Genomic DNA, 19,061 nt, shown 5'->3' with positions numbered 1-19,061 from the left:
GTAAACAATACGTAAAAACATAGTAGGTTTTAAGAAGGATAAAAAACCTACTATATAGAATTTATAACAAAAGCGAATATAGACCAATTAGCCAGGGGGAGTCCAAGATGTTCAAAAAAATTCTTTTAGCAGCAGACGGTTCAGAACACTCTATACGAACAGCTGATCGAGCAGCAGAGCTTGCTCATCTGCAAGGAGATGGAGATGTCACCATTATTTATATAGTCGACGGAGAACAATCCAAAACAGACGTGCTCACAGAAGGGGACAAAGTCACGATTGAAAAGCGCCGGCACGAGCGCCTTCAACCGATTGAACAAATTTTAGAAGAGAAGGATGTGCCATATAGTGTGGAAATCCAGCACGGTGAGCCCGGCCCGTCCATTGTTGAATTTGCTAATAAGGGAGACTATGATGTAGTGATCATTGGGAGCAGAGGCCTCAATGCGCTCCAGGAAATGGTGCTCGGAAGCGTCAGTCACAAGGTGGCGAAACGCGCAAAATGCCCCGTTATGATTGTGAAATAATGAAACCATTGCTTGGTGAATAAAAGAAATCGCGGCCTACAGGATAGGCCGCGATTTCTAATTTTTGGATTAGGTTATATCACGGAAGTGTACTTGTCTTTTGTCATCTTTCTTAAATACCATTGTCCTATACCAACGCAAATGAGCAGGTAAGAAAATAAAAATAGTGAAGTGGAAGCCGTGTTTGAAAAAATCGGGGCGAACCACAAAATCACTAACAATACTCCGAAAACGATCACGTCGATTCCGATAGCGAACAATCCGATCATGCGCCCCTTAAAGACTTCGCGTTCATCTGTCCAGTTCATTTTAGGTTGGTAAAGATCCAATAGCAAACCGATTATACTCGTCACCCAACTGACGCAAAGGGAAGCGATGAACCAAAGCGACCATATTCCCCAAGGTACGTTCAAGAAGAATAAAACGACCACACTTAGGATGATCAATGAAAGCCCGTTCAAAAAAAACGAAACGAGCAATTTGCTCATGATGACGGTATTTGGAGTGATCGGCAAGTATAAATGATTGAACCAACTCTTGCCGTCTCTTGAAATGGATGAGAAAGAAGCCGGGTTGATCCCAAGACCGATAATCGTGAAGGCGAAGAGTGTAAGCAGCTTCGTTTTATCTGCCCATCCATTAATCATTGTAGCCATATCGCTTAACGAACCGTTTCCCTCAAGTAGCAGAATGATGACGATGAACAAAGGGAAAAATAAGCTTTGGACAACGATTTGAGTGAAAAAAGTAGGTGTCCGTAAAATCGTTTTGATTTCCTTTTGCCAAAGACTGTATAAGAGTGATTTCTTTTTCGTTTGCTTCGTTAGATCCGTACCTTTGAACGTACTTCGTTTTCCCCCTGATAAACCGAGAACACCTTTGAAATACCATTGCTGTCCAACGGTCATGAAAAGAATGATGCTTAATACCGCAACACCCAGCAACAATAGCAAAAAGCTCAGGCCAGTGATTGAGTTAGGGTCAGTGAGAGTGATGGAACTTAAATAGGCGTTTGGAAAGAACTTCGTGACTAGACTGAGTAATGCATTCTGCTCCGTAATCAGCTCGGTCATACCGGCCCCGTTCGATCCCTCTGAATCTAACCTCAGAAGGACGTTGATTCCGATTGCAAAAGCAAATCCGAGTAAACCGACGATTACTTTTGTTCGATCTTTATTTTTGGAAATATTAGCAAACCTCATGATGAACATGACGACTATGGCTGTTGCAACAAAAGGAAGAACCGGTGTAATCAGCCAAATGATGATAGCGAACAGATAATACAATAGACCGGATTCACTATGTATCCCATAAAATACCAGGCTGGGTAATAAAAGAATCGTGTTTATTCCATATAAAGATAGAAAAGGAATCGCAGATTTTCCAATTACGATTTGATAAGGATGAAAAGGTAGCGCAATGAACGACTCGACATCTTCAGCGAAGTAAAATGAACTAAGAACGGTACTTAAGCTGACGAATATAAAAATGAACGTGATGAATACAAACAATAATCCCAAAATCACATTTTCATTTCCTGTAGGGGAAAGGTTTGTATATAACGTTCCAATCATCGTATTCAATGTGTACAAAATGAGAATACCGAATGGGATCATAAAGACGAATAGAAATCCGTATCCCGCTTTCTCGCTATTACTCTTGCCTGCCATTGATAACTGCATTTTCACCATGATTTTTAGGATGGTCCACATTTTACCCATTTTGGGTCAACTCCAAGAACAAACGCTCCAAGTTGTCATTTTCCTGGTACTGCTGTTTCATATCAGCCATATTGCCCTGAAATTGAATTTGCCCATGATTAATGATGGCTACCTCATCACACAATTGTTCAACAACTTCTAACACGTGTGTAGAAAAGAATACAATCTTCCCCTTATTCGCGTGTTCGCGCATCATCTCTTTTAACGTGTAGGAAGACTTAGGGTCGAGCCCTGTTAAAGGTTCGTCCAGAATCCAGATATCGGGGTCATGTAACAAAACGCCGCTCACGACAATCTTCTGTTTCATCCCATGGGAGTAGGTCTGAATATGATCATCCAAAGCTTCATATATTCCGAATTTCTTGGTCAGTTCGGTGATTTTTGTTTCCCTAACTTCCTTAGGAACATCATAAACATCAGCAATGAAGTTTAAGTATTCAATGCCTTTTAATCGTAAAAATATATCAGAGCGGTCTGGTACATATCCGATGATTCTCTTAGCAGACAGGGTGTCTTTCTTCATGTCTTTGCCGTTTACCATAATGGTTCCTTCGTCGATCGGAAGAATACCAGTCATCATTTTGATGGTAGTCGATTTACCGGCTCCGTTTGGTCCGAGGAAACCGAAGATCTTTCCATCAGGGATCGTCAAACTTAAGTCTTGTACGGCTGTTTTTCCGGGATAATTTTTCGTTACGTTGATTAGTTCAATCATTGGTTTCACCCTTTATTAAACATTGTCTTTCTCTATACGTAATAAATTGGAAAATGTTTCATTAAGAAGCTATTTTATTTCTATGTATTCTATAATCGGGCAGTAATCTTGAACACTTGATTTCGAGATGTTGCTGGGTTCGTCACCTTTTGAGGAGTAGGGGGTGGTTTTGAAACAACTCGCTTTCCTGCGGGCGAACCGGCAAGCCTTCTCCGTCGTTGCACTCCCTGTGGGGTCTCGCCGTTTCAAAACCACCCCTATCAAAATGTAGTGGAACGAACCTACTACATGAACAGTGCGTTGGCTAGCAAAATACCCGCACAGCCGCTTTTTTTGGAGGTGAACCAGCTCATCTTATGTTTCCGTTCCCCTCATAAAAGCAAGAAGGTCCGGGAAATGGCGAGACTCCTGTGGGATGTACATGACCGGTGAGATCCCGCAAGGCGAAGCCTGAGGAAGCTCAGCATATGCCCACGGAAAGCGAGTCATTTCCCGGACCTTCGAAAACTTCATGAGGTAACGGAAATCACCAAAACATCTCTAAACGGGCTCTTCAAGATAAGGGGGATTAAATGGAATATACTTAAGAATCTATTCGTTTTGTAAGAAAAGGACCATATGTTCTTCATCCAAGTAACGATTAGGGAGTTTGATGGCTTTTTCTTCTATCCCGAATGACTCGAAACCGACCTTCTCATAAAGTTGCTTAGCGGGTTGGTTTTCTGTCACAACACTAAGCTGGAGAAGCTCCAAGTTGATGGCTTTGGCAAAGGTGATGACTTCTTGTAGAAGTTTTGCAGCTCCGCCTTTTCTTCTTGCCGAAGGGGAGATATACATAGCAAGAATAGTGGCTTTGTGAGAAAACTTCGGGTGTGTTTGTTTCATCACGGTTACGACCCCTGAAAGTTTTTCTTCAATAAAAAGCCCGAACGTTCGGGAGATGTCTGAGTCTAACCGCTCGGCGGTTGTTTTGAGTGGGTTCGGTTTTTGTTTCTCTTGCTCATATGTAGTGATAAAAGCATCAGGATTGGTTAATAATGCTTCTAATCGTAGTTCGTAATAAACTTCGGCATCAGAGCCGTTCAGTTCACGTGTATCCAAAAAATCATCTCCTGCATATAGTTTATCTAGTTTTGAATAAGGAATGGTCGCTTTTCTTGATAAATTCAGCCTAGCGAAAAAGTATGATAAAGTAAAGAAAGAACCGCAGGACCAACAGAAGAGGGTGGTATCATGACAGAAAAAGAAAAAATGATAGCGGGAGAGTTGTATGAGTCTTGGAATGACGAATTGGTTCACGAACGCTCTCGAGCTCGTCAGATCACTCATGATCTCAATCGGACCAAAGATACAGAAACCCATTACCGTCAACAGCTAGTCGAAAGCTTATTAGGTTCTATTGAAGGTGATTACGGTCTAGAACCTCCCTTCTATTGTGAATATGGATACAATATCCATATCGGAGAAGGTTTCTTCGCGAACTTTAATTGTGTGTTTCTTGATGTGTGTCCCATCCATATTGGTAAGCGTGTGTTGATCGGTCCGAACGTGCAAATCTATACATCATCACACCCGATGGATAGGAAGACGAGAGCAAGTGGATTGGAGTCAGGGAAATCGATAAAGATCGGCGATGACGTTTGGGTTGGTGGAGGAGCGATCATCAATCCTGGCGTAACAATCGGAAACAATGTAGTCGTTGGGGCTGGATCTGTTGTGACAGAAGATATTCCTGATGATGTTTTTATTGCAGGAAATCCTGCACGAATAATCAAACCAGTAGAATAGCATGCACCGGGGTAGTCGCAAGTCACTTTTTTCGATATCATACAATAGGGTAGTCGCAGATACGTAAAGAGATACAGGAAGGACTGGGAATATGATTAAACGTAAAAGTAAACGAGAAATAGAATTGATGCACGAGGCGGGAAAGCTTCTTGCTAGTGTGCACAAGCAGTTGCGCTCTTTTATTAAACCGGGTGTGACAACAATGGAAATTGAGAACTTTGTTGAGAAATATTTAGCAGAGCGTGGAGCGACTGGTGAGCAAAAAGGGTACCAGGGCTATGAATTCACCACATGTGCTTCCATTAACGATGAAGTGTGTCATGGTTTCCCTCGTAAAGAGCGGCTTGAAGAAGGTGACATCGTGACAATCGATATGGTCGTCAACTTGAATGGAGCGTTGGCGGATTCCGCTTGGACACACGCTGTCGGAGAAATTAGTGAAGAGTCACGTAAATTGATGGACGTAACGAAAACGTCTCTTTATAAAGGGATTGAAGCAGCGACAGTAGGAAACCGCATCGGTGATATTGGGCATGCGATTCAATCTTATGCCGAGGCAGAAGGATATTCTGTTGTTCGTGACTTCACAGGACATGGAATTGGAGAATCCATCCACGAAGACCCATACATTCCTCACTTTGGGGTAGCAGGAAAAGGAGCGCGCTTAAAAGAAGGAATGGTCATCACGATTGAACCTATGATCAATATCGGTGGATGGGCAACTGAAATGGATGAGAATAACTGGACAGCTCGCACTGTGGATGGAACGTTGTCAGCCCAGTATGAGCACACTGTTGCGATTACGAAAGACGGACCGGTGATTTTGACAGAGCAAGAAGAGGAAGAAAAGTAATCGAATTATGAAAAAGGAGCATCGATGATTTCGATGCTCCTTTTTTCAGAATGTTGAAGAAGTCAGTGGAACGGTTCTGTTAGATCTTATAAGAACACCGTGGGATGGAAAACGACTCGCTCTCCTGCGGGGAGAAGCCGGCAAGCCTCCTCGCTCGTTGACACTCCCTGTGGGGTCTCGCCTAGGTCCCTCTCCGCGGGAGGCTCCGCGTTTTCCATCCCACTATGCTACAAATAGTGCGAACAGAACCTCACAGAGTATGGTGCTGTCATCAGTAGAACTCCACATTGAAGTTGAATCTTTAGAGGTTCAGGTTTCCACGCAACAGGCCACTCCTCACTTTGAAGAACCGAAAGTAGATGGCTTGAAAGGTGTCATGAGCATTTTGATGTGCAGTGATAATAGGGCGAAGGGGGATTGTATGAAGAAAAAGAGTGATGAAACCAAAAAAAAGATTCCCCGAAGGGAATCTTTTTATAAGTTATTATTTTTGAACGTTAGCTGCTTGTGGTCCACGCTGACCTTCTTCGATTTCGAAAGTTACAACTTGTCCTTCTTCAAGAGACTTGAAACCTTCTTCTTGAATAGCAGAGAAGTGTACGAAGACGTCGTCTTGACCTTCTACTTCAATAAATCCGAAACCTTTTTCTGCGTTAAACCATTTTACTGTACCTTCAACCATGTACAATTACCTCCTGCGTGGATAAGAATCCACATTGTATTACTATTCTTGCTCTTCAAAGTTCCATCAAGACGACATCTTTCGAAACATCTTCTCTTGCATGAATCTGATCGAACAACAATAATTAACTATAGTATAACAGAAGCCCAAAATGAATGAAAGTCCCTAAGTGAAAAAAGTTCAATTTGATAAGGATTGTTACTCCTGAGTCTGTGTGAGATACGCTTTATTAAGGATCGAATAAAGGGATCGTTCGACCAAATGGTCTACATCTTCCGCTTTTAGAGAGGCTAGTTCATTCAATGTAGCTCCTTGACTAAGTAGATACTCGACCAGGTTCCAACCAGTATAATTCGCTTCTTTCTCAAATCCAGACGCTCCAGTACCCTTGGTGAAGGAGTATAGAGCTTCATAGTCCGTTCGGTCTAGGTGGGATAGAATGTTCATCATGACACGATTAGGCTCACGGGTACAGGCTTCGTCCTTGAAGTAGGGAATCGCATCATTGCGTTGTTCCTCACCCAGAAGTTGGTGCGCTGTATGTAACGCAATGCCTTCTTGAAAGATGAGTTGAGCAAGGGTTCTTGTATGACTGGGGGCCATTCCTGATTCTGTGCAGTTGACAACACGGGTCAGCTCTTGTGTCATTCTAAAATCAATAGATCCAACTTCCACAGGAAAACACAACAAATATTCATTTTTATCTTCAATGATAAACGGATCGGTTTCAAAGGTTCCAACGAAAAAGAGTATGGAGGCTGATACGGAGGATCGGACATTTAAGATTTGCTTGATTTGGCTGAGTCTTTCCTGCCAATGTATAGGGTCCATTTCGAAATATTTAATCTGGTCGTATATAAGAGGATACTGGCCCCATCCATATTCAAGCATTTCCTTAGAAAGTTGGTTCTTTTTATACCCAGGAGGAACATGTGGGAAATCATAATACTTTGTCCATAATTCCAGCTTTCTAGAAAAGTCTGCTTGTTCTATGGATGCTTGATCATAAAACAGAAGAAAACGGTCCAACATTTGTGTGCATTTCAACTCATCCATGGTGTACCTCCTCATTTATGCTTGAGATAAAAACTCTAAACGTTTGTTCCACACTTGTTTGGCGTCTTTACCTATCCATATAAGATGACTATCGGCGTTCACTTCAAAAACTTCTGAATGCGGGATTTTTGATTTTAGCAGAAGTGCATTCGTGTATAGAACACTTTTATCTTTTTGTGAATACATTCCTAGCACGGGTGCTTGTATTTTTGTCATATCGGTCACTGTGTGATCCAAGTCTAATACGAAGCCTTTACCGGATTGAGACGTGGCTAGCATATCGTATATGAAGCGACGGTCGTTTGGAGATAGCTCATTTAGATAATCCTCGACATTCTCAGTTGTCATTTCTGAAAGCAATTGCTTCATGACTAGGTCCGGGAAAAGTTTTAGCATCGTGTGTAGTCCACCCCATACCGCTTTTTCTACAGGACCGAAAAGGAGCTTTGCTTGCTGTTTTTTACGCTTTTCCCATGGGGAGGTGAGGGCGGCTTCTAAAATCAGTTTGTCTACACGCGTTGGGTGATTTGCTGCCAAGGCAATAGCTGTAGGACCTCCGGCAGAAATGGCGATAACGTTTACGGTTTTGATGTTTAGGTGGTCAAGCACATCCACGATCGTTTCCGCAAATGCTTCAGGCGTTTTCCCTGTAGATGGTTCTGTGTAATCATATCCTGGTCTAGAAATAGATAGGAGGGAGTATCCCTCATAAACCAAGCTGCTATGTGATAAATCCGTTTCTCGAGTGGAATGTCCACCTTTTAGCAAAAGTACAGTCGGTCCAATTCCTTTATATGAAAACTCTACAATTCCCTTTGGTGTATCTAAGAGAGTTGTCGTCATAATGCTTAGCCCCTCTCACTTTTTTCCTTAACTCAAATATAAGCTATAATGGAGAAAATTGAAACATCAGATAATTTCGAAAAAAGGAGAGAGAACATGAGGATTGTGTCGATTTGCCCAAGCAATACTGAAATTATCGCTTATTTAGGGAAAACGGAGTTGTTGGTTGGTGTCGATAATTATTCTGATTATCCTGAACAAGTTTTGTCGTTACCAAAACTTGGGCCGGACTTATCGATTGACCTAGATAAAGTCGAGGAACTCAAGCCGGACCTTGTACTTGCCTCGCTTTCGGTACCAGGAATGGATCAAAATATTAAAGGATTAATCAAGCGAGAATTGCCTTATATCATTTTGAACCCCAACAGCTTAGAAGAAATCGCAGAAGACATCCGTACTGTAGGGGCTGCTATAGGGGAGCCTGAGTTAGGGAAGGAAAGGGCTGCTGAGTTTTCTGCAGAAATTGAGAAATATAAGACCAGTGCGATGAATGAAGAGTATAAGCCGGCTCTATATTGGGAATGGTGGCCAAAGCCGATTTTTACACCTGGTCGAACCAATTGGTTATCAGAAATAAGTGAGCTTGCAGGCGCCTACAATGTTTTCTACGACCTGGAACAAGCGAATGTGCAGACAGATTGGGACGAGGTCAGGAAGAGAAGGCCAGATCATATTTGTATGGTATGGGTGGGAGTGAAAGAGGAGAAGATGAATCCGGACCATGTGCGAAAGCGCCCTGGCTGGGCTGATTTGGAGGCCGTTCGAGAGGGGCGGATTCACATCCTTGAAGAGTCGTTATACTGCCGTCCGAGTCCTCGATTATTGGAGGGGTTAAAGAAATTGTACGCTCTACTACACTGAATGAGAAGAGGAAGTGGTTCTATCAGAAAAGACGCTTAGAGGATCAACCCTTTAAGCGTCTGGAATCAGTGGAGCTTATTCTTATGTTTCGGCACGGCTAACTCTTTGAAATTTCCGGCCAATTCTTGCAATTGCTCCGCTAGAAGTTCACCTTCCATAGGCAGACCGTGACCAGTCATGACTACCCGGGGTTGCAATTTGGCCAGCGTTTTGACCGATTCCTCAGCATTCTCCCAGTTGTGGGTGAAGTACGCAGGAGGCCCATGGATATGCTGGTGTTGAATGAAAACTGCCATGCTTGATTCTTGTTTCACGGTGATAATCGCGTCACCTGCAAGCAAAGTGCGATCGCTCTCACGGAAGAGTGAAATATGCCCTGGTGTATGCCCGGGTGTCAGGAGTACTTTCCAGTCGTCAAGAAATGGGAGAGATCCATTCTCGGGAATGGGATGAATATACTTACTGATGTCAACCGGCTTTGTAGGGAAGAAAGGCGATAGAATAGAGAATAAACCACCACCGACCGTTGCATCACCGACAGGGTAATCACGCTTACCCGTTACATAATCCATTTCTTTCGGGTGAATGAAAATCGGAACATTCCAGTGTTCAGCCAATTTTTCGGCTGAACCTACGTGGTCGAAGTGCCCATGTGTTAAAATGATGGCCTTTGGAGGGTGTTCACCGAATCTTTTTTCTGCCGCTTCGATAATTCTTTTGGCGTAGTTTCCAATACCACAATCAACTAGAACCCAGTTGCTATCTTTCGGTTTTCCGATGAAAATGACATTGACGATAAGTGTACGGTAAAAAGCGACATCTTCAATGACTTGCTCTGCCTCAGCATGGCCCATATGCCACGTTTCATTATGGTCTTCGTGCTGTTCATATTTATCCATCTAATCACCTGCCTATCTATAGTTTGAATGATTCTAAGCGTTCTATTCAAAGGAGAGGAAAGAAATGAAAATCAGACAAGCTACAAAAGAAGATGCGTCCGGTATCGCAATGGTGACCGTTCAGTCTTGGCAAAGTACATATAAAGGAATAGTAGACGACAAAGTATTGCGTGAGATGACGGTTGAAGGTAAAACAGAAAGGTGGAAAACAAAGATCGGTGACGGTTCGATCCTTTTCGTGGCAGAGGAGAAAGGTCATATTATCGGATATGTACATGCAGGTAAAGAAAGAACGGGTAAGAGCGGATATGATGGTGAATTATATGCCATTTATTTGTTAGAGCAGTATCAAGGGCGAAACATTGGACAATCCTTGATCAGAAGAGTGGCAATAGAATTAAGGAAGCGACAGTTCACATCCATGATTGTTTGGGTGATGGATGGAAACGACGCTGTCCATTTCTATCTTAAACTAGGTGCCAAACATACTCGAAATGACCAATTGAAGCTGGGTGACACTACTCATCTGCTGAGCGGTCTTGGCTGGACAAAACTTGAATCCCTGACACAAAAAAACACCCTGGGATAGGGTGTTTTTTGAAAAAGCGACGAATCTAGACCTTTAACCTTTCATTGAAATGTCTTTGAACGATGATAAGAAAATTCTTATGACGCATAGTGTTGACCGACCACTTGATAATAAGAAGTTTGATTTTATTGAGCGATCTTGGTTTCCTCTATTTGTTCGTTTTCTTTATATGTCAGAGTCTTTCCTGTAAAGCCAAACAGAATCGTCAGAATAGGGCTTAACAAGCAGAAGAAAGCGAATGGTAGATAGTCAAGCACGGGTACCCCGAGTACGCCTGATAAGAAAACACCGCAAACGCTCCAAGGTACTAGCGGGTTAATGACGGTTCCGGCATCTTCCAATGTGCGTGAAAGGTTCTTTTTTGCTAACTGAGCTTTCTCGTACATGTCCTGGTATGCTTCTCCTGTCAATAAAATAGACAAATACTGTTCTCCGATTGAAAGGTTGATTCCAATAGCGGTAAAGGCGGTTGATAAGGTCACAGATCTCGCAGACCTGAGAGACTGCTGAACGCTTTCGAGTATAGCCGGAATGATTCCTGTTTTAAAGAATAACCCGCCTAGTGCCAGCGCCAAAATAACAAGTGACACAGTAAATAGCATACTGTTCATCCCTCCACGAGTAAGAAGGCTGTTGACGGCTTCATTACTCGTATCCGCTTGAAATCCATCAAACCATGTCGTCCACAGTGCAGACCATTCTAATACTCCACGAATACCTGCAATAAATGTAGCAACAAGACTGCTGGCAGCTAATGAAATAAAGGCTGGTCGTTTCGTAATAGTTAAAGCAACGAGAATAGCAAGTGGAATCCAAGAGCTCCAATGCATTAATCCTGCATCAGCAAGCCCTTCTCGAATACCGCTAAGCTGTCCTCCGGAAGCCTGTTGATCCGGAGATAATAGGACAAACAAGATGAATGTAATGATAAAAGCCGGGATCGTTGTCCATGACATGTTCCGGATGTGCTCAAATAAGTCGACATCGACGACTGTAGAGGCCAGGTTCGTCGTATCTGAAAGAGGAGACATTTTATCACCAAAGAAAGCTCCTGACACGATGGCTCCTGCGGTCATCGCGAGTGAGACATCCATCGATTGGGCTACTCCGATGAAGGCTACTCCTACAGTAGCAGCGGTAGTGAATGAACTACCTAAAGCGACACCTACAATCGCAGTTACAGCGAACACAATGGCTAGAAACCATGGTCCACCAGCCAAAGAAAAAGCAACATTCATTAGTGTAGGTATTGTCCCGCTAGCCATCCAACTAGCGATGAGAATGCCGATCAGGAAGAAGAGTAGTACAGCCCCCATTCCTGTTTGAGCTCCTTCAATCATGCCACTTTGTAATTCTTTAAAGGACATCCTTTTGATGAATCCATATGTCAGCATCAGTAGAATCCCGAGCAGAATAGGCACATGAGGCACGCTTTGAATTTGAGTAATAAATACGCTGATCATGACAATCGTGAACAGTAATAAGGCCACAGATTCAAAAAGGCTAGGTAGAGATTTTGGTCGTAAGTGAAGCATTATTGGTTCCTCCTCGTTAAAAACATAATAAAAAACCTCGCCCCTAAGCATAGGGACGAAGCTTTATGCTCCGCGGTACCACCCTGGTTGGTAAAGAATTCTTACCCTCTCTGTTGGTGTATCATCTAAATGCGAATTCTGTAATTCAACCGTAAGTAACCTGAGTTCTCATCGACCACTCAGTTTCTGTTTGCTGTCTACTTACGATCTACTTCGGAATTCATGATACATATATTCTGTTCTACTTAAACGCTTTTAAGTGTTGAAGTATATTTTTATAATAAAAGACGGTTCTTCATCTGTCAAACCTTTTTTGAAGTCTAAGCTTATTTAGGATTCAGGCAGAATTATGTAAGACTTGATTTCGAGATGTTCCGTTCGCGAATATTAGGGGGGTGGAGAGAGGGGAAGACCTCAATTCGGACTTTTACTCAAGGGATTCGGACAACAGATGCACGATATCAGACATCCATTTGCACAATTAAGACAAGCGCCCTTCTATATCGGACATTTCCTTTTAATTCGGACAAGTGATAGACTTTATCGGACATTTACTCAGCCTATTCAGACAGATGCCAAGCTTCCTCTCGCAACTCACTCCTCTTTATCAGTAAGACCACACCCTACACATAATTTTCAAGAAGGACCCGAAGTCTCACATTCGAGTCTTCAAAAGGGATATAAAAAGCTTCCAATCATTAGGATAGATTGTGTATAATAGTGTCAATTTTAAAGATTGGTGGGAAGAGGATGCAAACAGAGGCGTTACAATCATACAGAAGCAAAGGACGCCTTGGCATGGTGCGAAGAGGCATGCTGGCGGGTTTGCCGATCATGCTAGGGTACTTACCGATCGCTCTTACATATGGCGTGCTAGCTAGCCAAACTGGGTTATCCAATCTCGAGATCACATTAATGAGTGTCCTCGTTTTCGCCGGGGCGGCACAATTCCTGGCTATCGGGATGGTAGCTACAGGTACGGGGATCATTGAGATTATCATTGCTACTTTTGTCCTTAATTTTCGTCACTTTGTCATGAGCCTGTCGTTTGTGAACCGGTTAAAGACGATTGCTCTAAAAGCAAAGATTCCTCTAACTCTTGGGTTGACGGATGAAACATTCACAGTTTCAGCGTTGTATAGGAAAGAAGCGAAAGAAAGTTATGGCTCTTGGTTTTACGCTTCACTCATACTGACGGCTTACGCTTCTTGGGTAGGTGGATCTTTTCTTGGTGGTGTACTCGGAGATGTCATGCCGACAAGACTTAGTCAAAGTATGGGGATAGCTTTGTATGCGATGTTCATTGGGTTATTAATTCCTTCAATCAAAGCCAACTTGAAAATTGTGTTTATTGCCGTGTTAGCGATGGTTGTGAACTTTCTTTGTCAAATGATTGGAATGAACCAAGGTTGGGCGATTGTACTAGGCACTATCATAGGGGGAGCTAGTGGAATTTGGTTGCTTCAAGATGAGGGGGGAGAAGAATGATAATTTGGATGATTATCGGAATGGCTGTTGTTACGGCTATTCCTCGTTTATTGCCTGCCTTCATTGTTGATGTTGTTTCTTTTCCTGACTGGGTGGATCGCTGGCTGAATGCTATTCCGTATGCAGCGCTTGGAGCACTTATTTTTCCTGGGATTTTATCGGTCAAACCGGATACGCCTCAAATTGGAATCATTGCTGGAATGGTCGGTATCTTGCTATCTTGGCTGAATGTTCACATTATTGGTGTTGTCATCGGATCCATCGCTACTGTATTTCTTTTGACATTATAATCACAAGAGCCTAGAAGGTGCATATCGTATAGGGATACTTCCGAGATGAAAGGATATGATCTGTATGTACCGACAACAAGGCCCTCCCTTTGGGCAATTTTTTTTCGGAGGCGGATTCGGACCAGGGCAAGGCGGTTTCTTCGGCGGACCCGGTTTAGGACCGAACCAGCCGCCAGGCCCTCCATTTGGCGGTGGTCCCGGAGGAGGACCAACCCAGCCACCAGGCCCGCCTTTTGGTGGAGGTGGTCCTGGGGGACAATTACCACCTCCGCCACTGAATCCACCTCAAAGCTCTCAAGGCCCGAGTTTGTACGCTGTTGATCCAGGATCATTGAGAGGATGCTTGTACCGTTATACTTGGATTCGTCTAGAAAACGGGCGTTCATTCTGGTTTTATCCAACGTTTATTGGACGTACTTCTGTTGCTGGATTTCGTTGGCAACGCAGACGCAGAAGATGGGTTTACTCTGGTTTCGATACCAATCAAATCGCAAGCTTTCAATGTCAGTAAAAATATCCTTTGGAAAACGACCCTTTTTACAGAAGGGTCGTTTTTTCTGGTAGAATATAAATGACAGAAGAATCAGAAAGGAAGATGAACCATGCCCTCTGTAAGAAAAGCGCAATTTGAAGATGCAGAACAAATAGCAAATATTCACGTGAGTAGTTGGAAATCTACATATATAGATTTAATCGATGAGCAAGATGTGAGCAATAGTACGGTTGAAAACCGTATCGCACTATGGGAGACCGTGTTAAGGAAGCCCGTAAATGGTCAGATTGCTTTCGTCGTTGAAAATGACGAAGGAGAACTGGTCGGTTTTGTTTCGGGAGGAAAAGAGCGAACAAAAAACTATGACTACGATGGAGAGATTTACGCTATTTATTTATTGGATGAATATCAACGGAAAGGGTACGGGAGTCTTCTCCTTCATACGTTTGCGAAGGGGATGAAGGACGAGGGGTATGAGTCGCTCCTCGTTTGGGTACTTACGAAGAATCCGTCTAATCAATTTTATTCGAAATTAGGTGCGCATCCGGTTGAAGCAGAACAAGTAACGATTGGAAACGGAACCTACGAAGAAACAGCATTTGGCTGGAAGAACATCAACCATTTACTTGATCATTTCACTGCATGAAAAAAAGGCTTCTTTTCGGGAAGCCTTTTAATCTGTCTCATCGAACGGCTCAATATGAATGTGTACATAGTAAATACCGTGATCTCCTTCTAACTTTTCTTCTAATTCATCGGTAATGGTATGTCCCTGCTGGATTGTAATATGGGGATCGACATGAATAGTGGCGTCAACCAACGTCTGATTCCCTTGTAACCTTGCTTTGACATCTTTTACGGCCCATACTTCAGGGTGATCTTCAATCGCTTCACGAATCCTATCTATTTCTTCTTCATCAAACCCATCTGTCAAACTATGACTTGCCGTAGTGAAGATTTCCCAAGCCGTTTTACAAATGATCAGACCTACAACCAGTCCAGCCAATGGATCTAACCAAGCTGCCCCGAATTGAGAGCCGAAAATACCGATTGCGGCCCCTATACTGACGAGAGCATCTGAACGGTTGTCCTGTGCTGCCGCATAAAGGGCTTGGCTGTTCACTTTCTTCGATAGGTTCAAATTATAACGATACACGCCATACATTACTAAAGAAGCTCCGAGCGCAGTCCAGGCTGTGATCAAGGCAGGTTCTCCCGTTCGTTGTTGAATAATATCCTGGATCGTTCCAATGATGACCTCTATACCAACCGTCATCATAATAAAGGCGGCGATTAAAGAGGCGATGGTTTCAGCGCGGAAATGTCCATAATGATGATCTTCATCAGGCGGCTTTCTGGAAATTTTCAATCCAACTAAAACAGCTATTGAGGCAATCACATCAGTCGTATTGTTAAGACCATCTGCTCTCAGGGCCTCCGAATTCCCTATTGAGGCGATGGTGAGTTTTGTGGCAGCTAGCACTAGATAAGCGATGATGCTTACCCATGCGCCTTTTTCTCCTTGTTTGAGGTTATGATATTCACTCATTTTCGTACCTCCGACTTTATCGTTTCAAAGCATGTAATAGCTTACCAAAGCATAATCTGTTAAGTCTAGAGAAAAAAAGCTTTCCTTATGCAGATAGCTTGGCAGTGGCTACAATGTTTGCCCTAAGTAAAACCCTACTTCTATAGCTTGAACAAAAAATATTTGAATCCGGTTTGTTGTGGATAAAAGAGGGAAAGAGGAAAAAGTAAAATGATTGTAAAATATCTCGAATTTAAGAGTCTTTAGTTTGAAGTTTTTGTTTCACGGGTATATACTGTTTATGAATGAGTGAATCATTTCTGTAGAAACTACGGAAATGGAGAATATGGATATGAAGGAGAGATTCTTATGGCAAGTGTAAAATTAGCAGTTGTTTATTACAGTTCAACAGGTACGAACTACAAACTAGCTCAATGGGCGGAAGATCAAGCGAAACAACAAGGGGCTGAGGTTAAGCTCGTACGTATTCCGGAACTTGCCCCTATGGAAGCTATCGAACAAAATCCAGGCTGGAAAGACCATTACTTAGCAACCAAAGACGTTGTCCCAGAAGCTACAATCAATGATTTAGACTGGGCTGACGCTGTTATTTTCAGTGTACCAACTCGTTTTGGTAATGTTCCTGGTCAAGTGAAGCAATTCATGGATCAGGCAGGTGGACTTTGGTTCCAAGGTAAACTTGTGAATAAGGTTGTTAGTGCCATGACGTCAGCTCAAAACGTTCATGGAGGTCAAGAATCCACGTTACTTAATTTATATACAACGATGTTTCACTGGGGTGCAATTATTGCAGCGCCTGGTTACACAGATGATGCTGTATTTGCTACCGGAGGAAACCCTTATGGAACAAGCGTGAGTGTTGACGGTGAAGGGAATATGAAGGAAGAAGTAGAAAGTGCTGTGCGTCACCAAGTGAACCGTACGTTAGATATTGCGAACAAATTCATTAACTAATACTTTCTGAAACAGGTGCTTCTACTTAGAAGTACCTGTTTTTTATTTGTAACAACATTCAATCAAATGGTTCACCCATTATTTATGAACAAAAAGAAGCTAAAACTACATGAATTTAAAAAATTCAAAAAATAGAAACATTTTAATAGGGTGTGTTTATTGCCTATCATGAATAGGGTTTAAGAGGTTTACATATATTGAAAAAGGGAATCATATAACTAAATATTCAGATAACTTATTGCGAAAAGGTTTGAAATACGGCATAATAAAAAAAAGCATGAAGGGGGTATTCTCATGAGAAAGCAAAAAGTTGTTTATGTTCTTCGTCGCGACCCCGAACACAAAGGAAAAAAAGTAACAGCAAAGAGAGAATTGTCCTTTGGTATCCAGTTAGCTTCACGTCTGCTTTTAGATCGGTTAACCTTTGAATTTAATAAAGACCAATTAGATAAACAAATTAATCTAGCGATCGACCAAGAAGATCGCCAGGAATTTGAACGCTTGAGTGTGAAGTATCAACCATACACTTGGGAATAGTCGAGAGGAAAAGCCGCAGAACGCGGCTTTTCTTTTTTGTTAGGAAATCAAAATATGTAGTGGATTCTGAGTGCCGGTCATGATAGAGAGCGAGTATGGAACATAGAGGGAGGATTTATATACAACATCTTCCTTCAAATGTTATAGTAGGAAAGACATCTTTTGTAGGAAGGTAATCATTTATGAAGAAACAAATAATTGTAGTCGCTTCTGCTTTGGTCTTATCTGGATGTTCTGTAAGTTCAGCTGACAATGATAAGCATGTATCTACGGCTACACCTGTAAGCCAAAAAGAAATTCAATCTAAAGGCCAAGTCGTGTTCAAGGATGAGACACCGCTTGAAGAAATAAGAAAAGACGGACTGACAGTGGTGTCGGACCCTCACAGTATAACGGTTGTAGTCAACAAAGAGAGGACTCTTCCAGAAGGATATGACCCAACTGACCTTGTCGTTCCAGATGTGCCGTTTTACTTTGACGAATTCTTACCGAAAAAACAGATGAGAGAGGAAGCCGCTAAAGCTCTGGAGGAGTTATTTGCGGCGGCTTTTCAAGCCGGTGAAGATTTGGTTGCGGCATCTGGCTATCGTTCCTATGATCGTCAAAAAAAAATATATGAACGAAATGTAGAGGTGTACGGGGAAGAGGAAACAAATAAATTCTCTGCAAAGCCAGGTACAAGCGAACATCAGACGGGCTTAGCCATGGACGTAACGTCTGCTGAAATGTCGTTTAAACTCGATCAATCCTTTCGAGAGACGAGTGAAGGGGAATGGTTGGCCAACCACGCACACGAATATGGTTTCGTCATCAGATACCCTCAAGGTAAAGACGATATTACGGGATATACTTATGAACCTTGGCACTTGCGATATGTCGGACAAGAAAAATCGACTGAAATTCATAACCAAAGTCTAACATTAGAAGAATTTTTCGGGTTCACACCATAATGATAATCACCCTTTTTCACGTGAAAAAGGGTGATTTTTTATGGTTCGGAAAGGTATAGGAGAATATGGTTAGTAGCAGACTCCGACGCGTGAACCGACGTAGTTCTTATCAAATAGTTCTTGGTAAGCGAACTTCGCGGTATCACCAACGGTAATTTTTTTACCATCTTCAGGTAAGAAATTCTTCTCACACCGTATGGAGCCTTCTATATCGCCATCAGGCAGATAAGTTGGGCAAACAATAGTCCACTCTAAGTGGCTTGCTGATAACGCCTGATACACTTTTGCATGTTCTTCGGCTGCAAAAGTCAGCTTTTTTTTTGACTCACTAGTTTGGAAGCGGAACTTATTTGGTTCGCCTCGGCTATTCAAAATGCCCGCTGTACCTATCGTAACAATTCGCTGGATGTCCTCTGAGACCATTGCATCTATAATATTCGGAATTGATTGAGATAACGTGTCGCTTTTATCTGTGCTTAGTCCACTAAATACAAGGTCACAGCCTTCAATGGTTGTATTAACGTCCTCCGCATTCTTTGCATCACCGTAGATCCATTCAACATTTGGAGTTTCTTTCATATGATGATGGCTTCTTACTAATGCTCGAACCTCGAATTGATTCTCTAATGCGTAGTCCATTACACGCTGACCAACTCTTCCTGTTGCCCCAAATATTGCGATTTTCATGTCATCACCTCTATATTTTTGTAAAATCTCTTACAGATCGGTCA

The 19,061-nt window shown here is 42.5% G+C and carries 22 protein-coding genes; 12 read left to right on the top strand and 10 right to left on the bottom strand.

Features of this window, described 5'->3' with window-relative positions:
- Positions 1-107: 107 nt before the first annotated feature.
- The gene (locus tag H0266_RS06780) at positions 108-527 is read left to right on the top strand and encodes a universal stress protein (protein ID WP_181471600.1); all 420 of its coding nucleotides are present in this window, start codon (positions 108-110) and stop codon (positions 525-527) included.
- Between the two features lie 74 nt (positions 528-601).
- On the opposite strand, the gene H0266_RS06775 is transcribed toward H0266_RS06780, so the two are convergent.
- From H0266_RS06775 to H0266_RS06765, 3 genes are all read right to left on the bottom strand, one after another.
- Positions 602-2,248, bottom strand: a complete 1,647-nt coding sequence (locus tag H0266_RS06775; protein ID WP_181471599.1) for a putative ABC transporter permease subunit — start codon at positions 2,246-2,248, stop codon at positions 602-604.
- Positions 2,241-2,963 (bottom strand): ABC transporter ATP-binding protein, encoded by a 723-nt coding sequence (locus tag H0266_RS06770; protein WP_181471598.1) that lies wholly within the window; start codon positions 2,961-2,963, stop codon positions 2,241-2,243. The genes H0266_RS06775 and H0266_RS06770 overlap by 8 nt, the downstream gene beginning before the upstream one ends.
- A gap of 591 nt (positions 2,964-3,554) precedes the next feature.
- Entirely contained in the window at positions 3,555-4,064 is a 510-nt protein-coding gene (locus H0266_RS06765) for a GNAT family N-acetyltransferase (protein WP_246363669.1), read from the bottom strand.
- A gap of 129 nt (positions 4,065-4,193) precedes the next feature.
- Here H0266_RS06765 and H0266_RS06760 point away from each other — a divergent pair, with 129 nt between their 5' ends.
- Together H0266_RS06760 and map are read left to right on the top strand one after the other, a co-directional pair.
- A complete protein-coding gene (locus H0266_RS06760; protein WP_181471748.1) occupies positions 4,194-4,751 on the top strand; it encodes a maltose acetyltransferase domain-containing protein in 558 nt (185 codons plus the stop codon).
- A 91-nt stretch (positions 4,752-4,842) separates the two neighbouring features.
- The gene (gene map / locus H0266_RS06755; RefSeq protein WP_181471596.1) at positions 4,843-5,604 is read left to right on the top strand and encodes a type I methionyl aminopeptidase; all 762 of its coding nucleotides are present in this window, start codon (positions 4,843-4,845) and stop codon (positions 5,602-5,604) included.
- 484 nt (positions 5,605-6,088) lie between these two features.
- Here map and H0266_RS06750 read toward each other — a convergent pair whose 3' ends face one another.
- The 3 genes from H0266_RS06750 to H0266_RS06740 form a co-directional block, all read right to left on the bottom strand.
- A complete protein-coding gene (locus tag H0266_RS06750) occupies positions 6,089-6,286 on the bottom strand; it encodes a cold-shock protein (protein ID WP_035510016.1) in 198 nt (65 codons plus the stop codon).
- 198 nt (positions 6,287-6,484) lie between these two features.
- A complete protein-coding gene (locus H0266_RS06745; RefSeq protein WP_181471595.1) occupies positions 6,485-7,342 on the bottom strand; it encodes a DUF2268 domain-containing putative Zn-dependent protease in 858 nt (285 codons plus the stop codon).
- Positions 7,343-7,357: 15 nt separating this feature from the next.
- The gene (locus tag H0266_RS06740) at positions 7,358-8,185 is read right to left on the bottom strand and encodes an alpha/beta fold hydrolase (protein WP_181471594.1); all 828 of its coding nucleotides are present in this window, start codon (positions 8,183-8,185) and stop codon (positions 7,358-7,360) included.
- Between the two features lie 96 nt (positions 8,186-8,281).
- Here H0266_RS06740 and H0266_RS06735 point away from each other — a divergent pair, with 96 nt between their 5' ends.
- Positions 8,282-9,046, top strand: coding sequence for a cobalamin-binding protein (locus tag H0266_RS06735; RefSeq protein WP_181471593.1), 765 nt, complete (start codon positions 8,282-8,284; stop codon positions 9,044-9,046).
- Between the two features lie 65 nt (positions 9,047-9,111).
- Here H0266_RS06735 and H0266_RS06730 read toward each other — a convergent pair whose 3' ends face one another.
- Positions 9,112-9,945, bottom strand: coding sequence for an MBL fold metallo-hydrolase (locus H0266_RS06730; protein WP_181471592.1), 834 nt, complete (start codon positions 9,943-9,945; stop codon positions 9,112-9,114).
- A 64-nt stretch (positions 9,946-10,009) separates the two neighbouring features.
- Between H0266_RS06730 and H0266_RS06725 the strand changes: the two genes are divergently transcribed.
- Positions 10,010-10,534, top strand: coding sequence for a GNAT family N-acetyltransferase (locus H0266_RS06725; protein ID WP_181471591.1), 525 nt, complete (start codon positions 10,010-10,012; stop codon positions 10,532-10,534).
- 125 nt (positions 10,535-10,659) lie between these two features.
- Here H0266_RS06725 and nhaC read toward each other — a convergent pair whose 3' ends face one another.
- A complete protein-coding gene (gene nhaC, locus H0266_RS06720; protein ID WP_181471590.1) occupies positions 10,660-12,069 on the bottom strand; it encodes a Na+/H+ antiporter NhaC in 1,410 nt (469 codons plus the stop codon).
- A gap of 750 nt (positions 12,070-12,819) precedes the next feature.
- Between nhaC and H0266_RS06715 the strand changes: the two genes are divergently transcribed.
- The 4 genes from H0266_RS06715 to H0266_RS06700 all read left to right on the top strand — a co-directional run bounded on the left by H0266_RS06715 (position 12,820) and on the right by H0266_RS06700 (position 14,986).
- Positions 12,820-13,557 (top strand): AzlC family ABC transporter permease, encoded by a 738-nt coding sequence (locus H0266_RS06715; protein ID WP_181471589.1) that lies wholly within the window; start codon positions 12,820-12,822, stop codon positions 13,555-13,557.
- Positions 13,554-13,847 carry an AzlD domain-containing protein gene (locus tag H0266_RS06710; RefSeq protein ID WP_181471588.1) on the top strand — a complete coding sequence of 98 codons (294 nt, stop codon included), beginning with the start codon at positions 13,554-13,556 and terminating at the stop codon, positions 13,845-13,847. The genes H0266_RS06715 and H0266_RS06710 overlap by 4 nt, the downstream gene beginning before the upstream one ends.
- A 64-nt stretch (positions 13,848-13,911) precedes the next feature.
- A complete protein-coding gene (locus H0266_RS06705; RefSeq protein WP_181471587.1) occupies positions 13,912-14,358 on the top strand; it encodes a hypothetical protein in 447 nt (148 codons plus the stop codon).
- 91 nt (positions 14,359-14,449) lie between these two features.
- A complete protein-coding gene (locus H0266_RS06700; protein WP_181471586.1) occupies positions 14,450-14,986 on the top strand; it encodes a GNAT family N-acetyltransferase in 537 nt (178 codons plus the stop codon).
- 27 nt (positions 14,987-15,013) lie between these two features.
- Here the strand turns inward: H0266_RS06700 and H0266_RS06695 are convergent, their stop codons facing one another.
- A complete protein-coding gene (locus H0266_RS06695; RefSeq protein WP_181471585.1) occupies positions 15,014-15,889 on the bottom strand; it encodes a cation diffusion facilitator family transporter in 876 nt (291 codons plus the stop codon).
- A gap of 348 nt (positions 15,890-16,237) precedes the next feature.
- Between H0266_RS06695 and wrbA the strand changes: the two genes are divergently transcribed.
- The 3 genes from wrbA to H0266_RS06680 all read left to right on the top strand — a co-directional run bounded on the left by wrbA (position 16,238) and on the right by H0266_RS06680 (position 18,330).
- Positions 16,238-16,843 (top strand): NAD(P)H:quinone oxidoreductase, encoded by a 606-nt coding sequence (wrbA, locus tag H0266_RS06690; RefSeq protein WP_181471584.1) that lies wholly within the window; start codon positions 16,238-16,240, stop codon positions 16,841-16,843.
- Between the two features lie 294 nt (positions 16,844-17,137).
- Positions 17,138-17,380, top strand: a complete 243-nt coding sequence (locus H0266_RS06685; RefSeq protein WP_181471583.1) for an IDEAL domain-containing protein — start codon at positions 17,138-17,140, stop codon at positions 17,378-17,380.
- A 182-nt stretch (positions 17,381-17,562) separates the two neighbouring features.
- Positions 17,563-18,330 (top strand): M15 family metallopeptidase, encoded by a 768-nt coding sequence (locus tag H0266_RS06680; protein WP_181471582.1) that lies wholly within the window; start codon positions 17,563-17,565, stop codon positions 18,328-18,330.
- A 69-nt stretch (positions 18,331-18,399) separates the two neighbouring features.
- Here H0266_RS06680 and H0266_RS06675 read toward each other — a convergent pair whose 3' ends face one another.
- Positions 18,400-19,017, bottom strand: coding sequence for an NAD(P)-dependent oxidoreductase (locus H0266_RS06675; RefSeq protein ID WP_181471581.1), 618 nt, complete (start codon positions 19,015-19,017; stop codon positions 18,400-18,402).
- Positions 19,018-19,061 lie beyond the last annotated feature (44 nt).

This window comes from Halobacillus locisalis (assembly GCF_013694105.1).
Taxonomy (GTDB): Bacteria; Bacillota; Bacilli; order Bacillales; family Halobacillaceae; genus Halobacillus; species Halobacillus locisalis.
The sequence above is the reverse complement of the archived record's forward strand: the minus strand, read 5'-3'. Positions and strand labels throughout refer to the sequence as shown.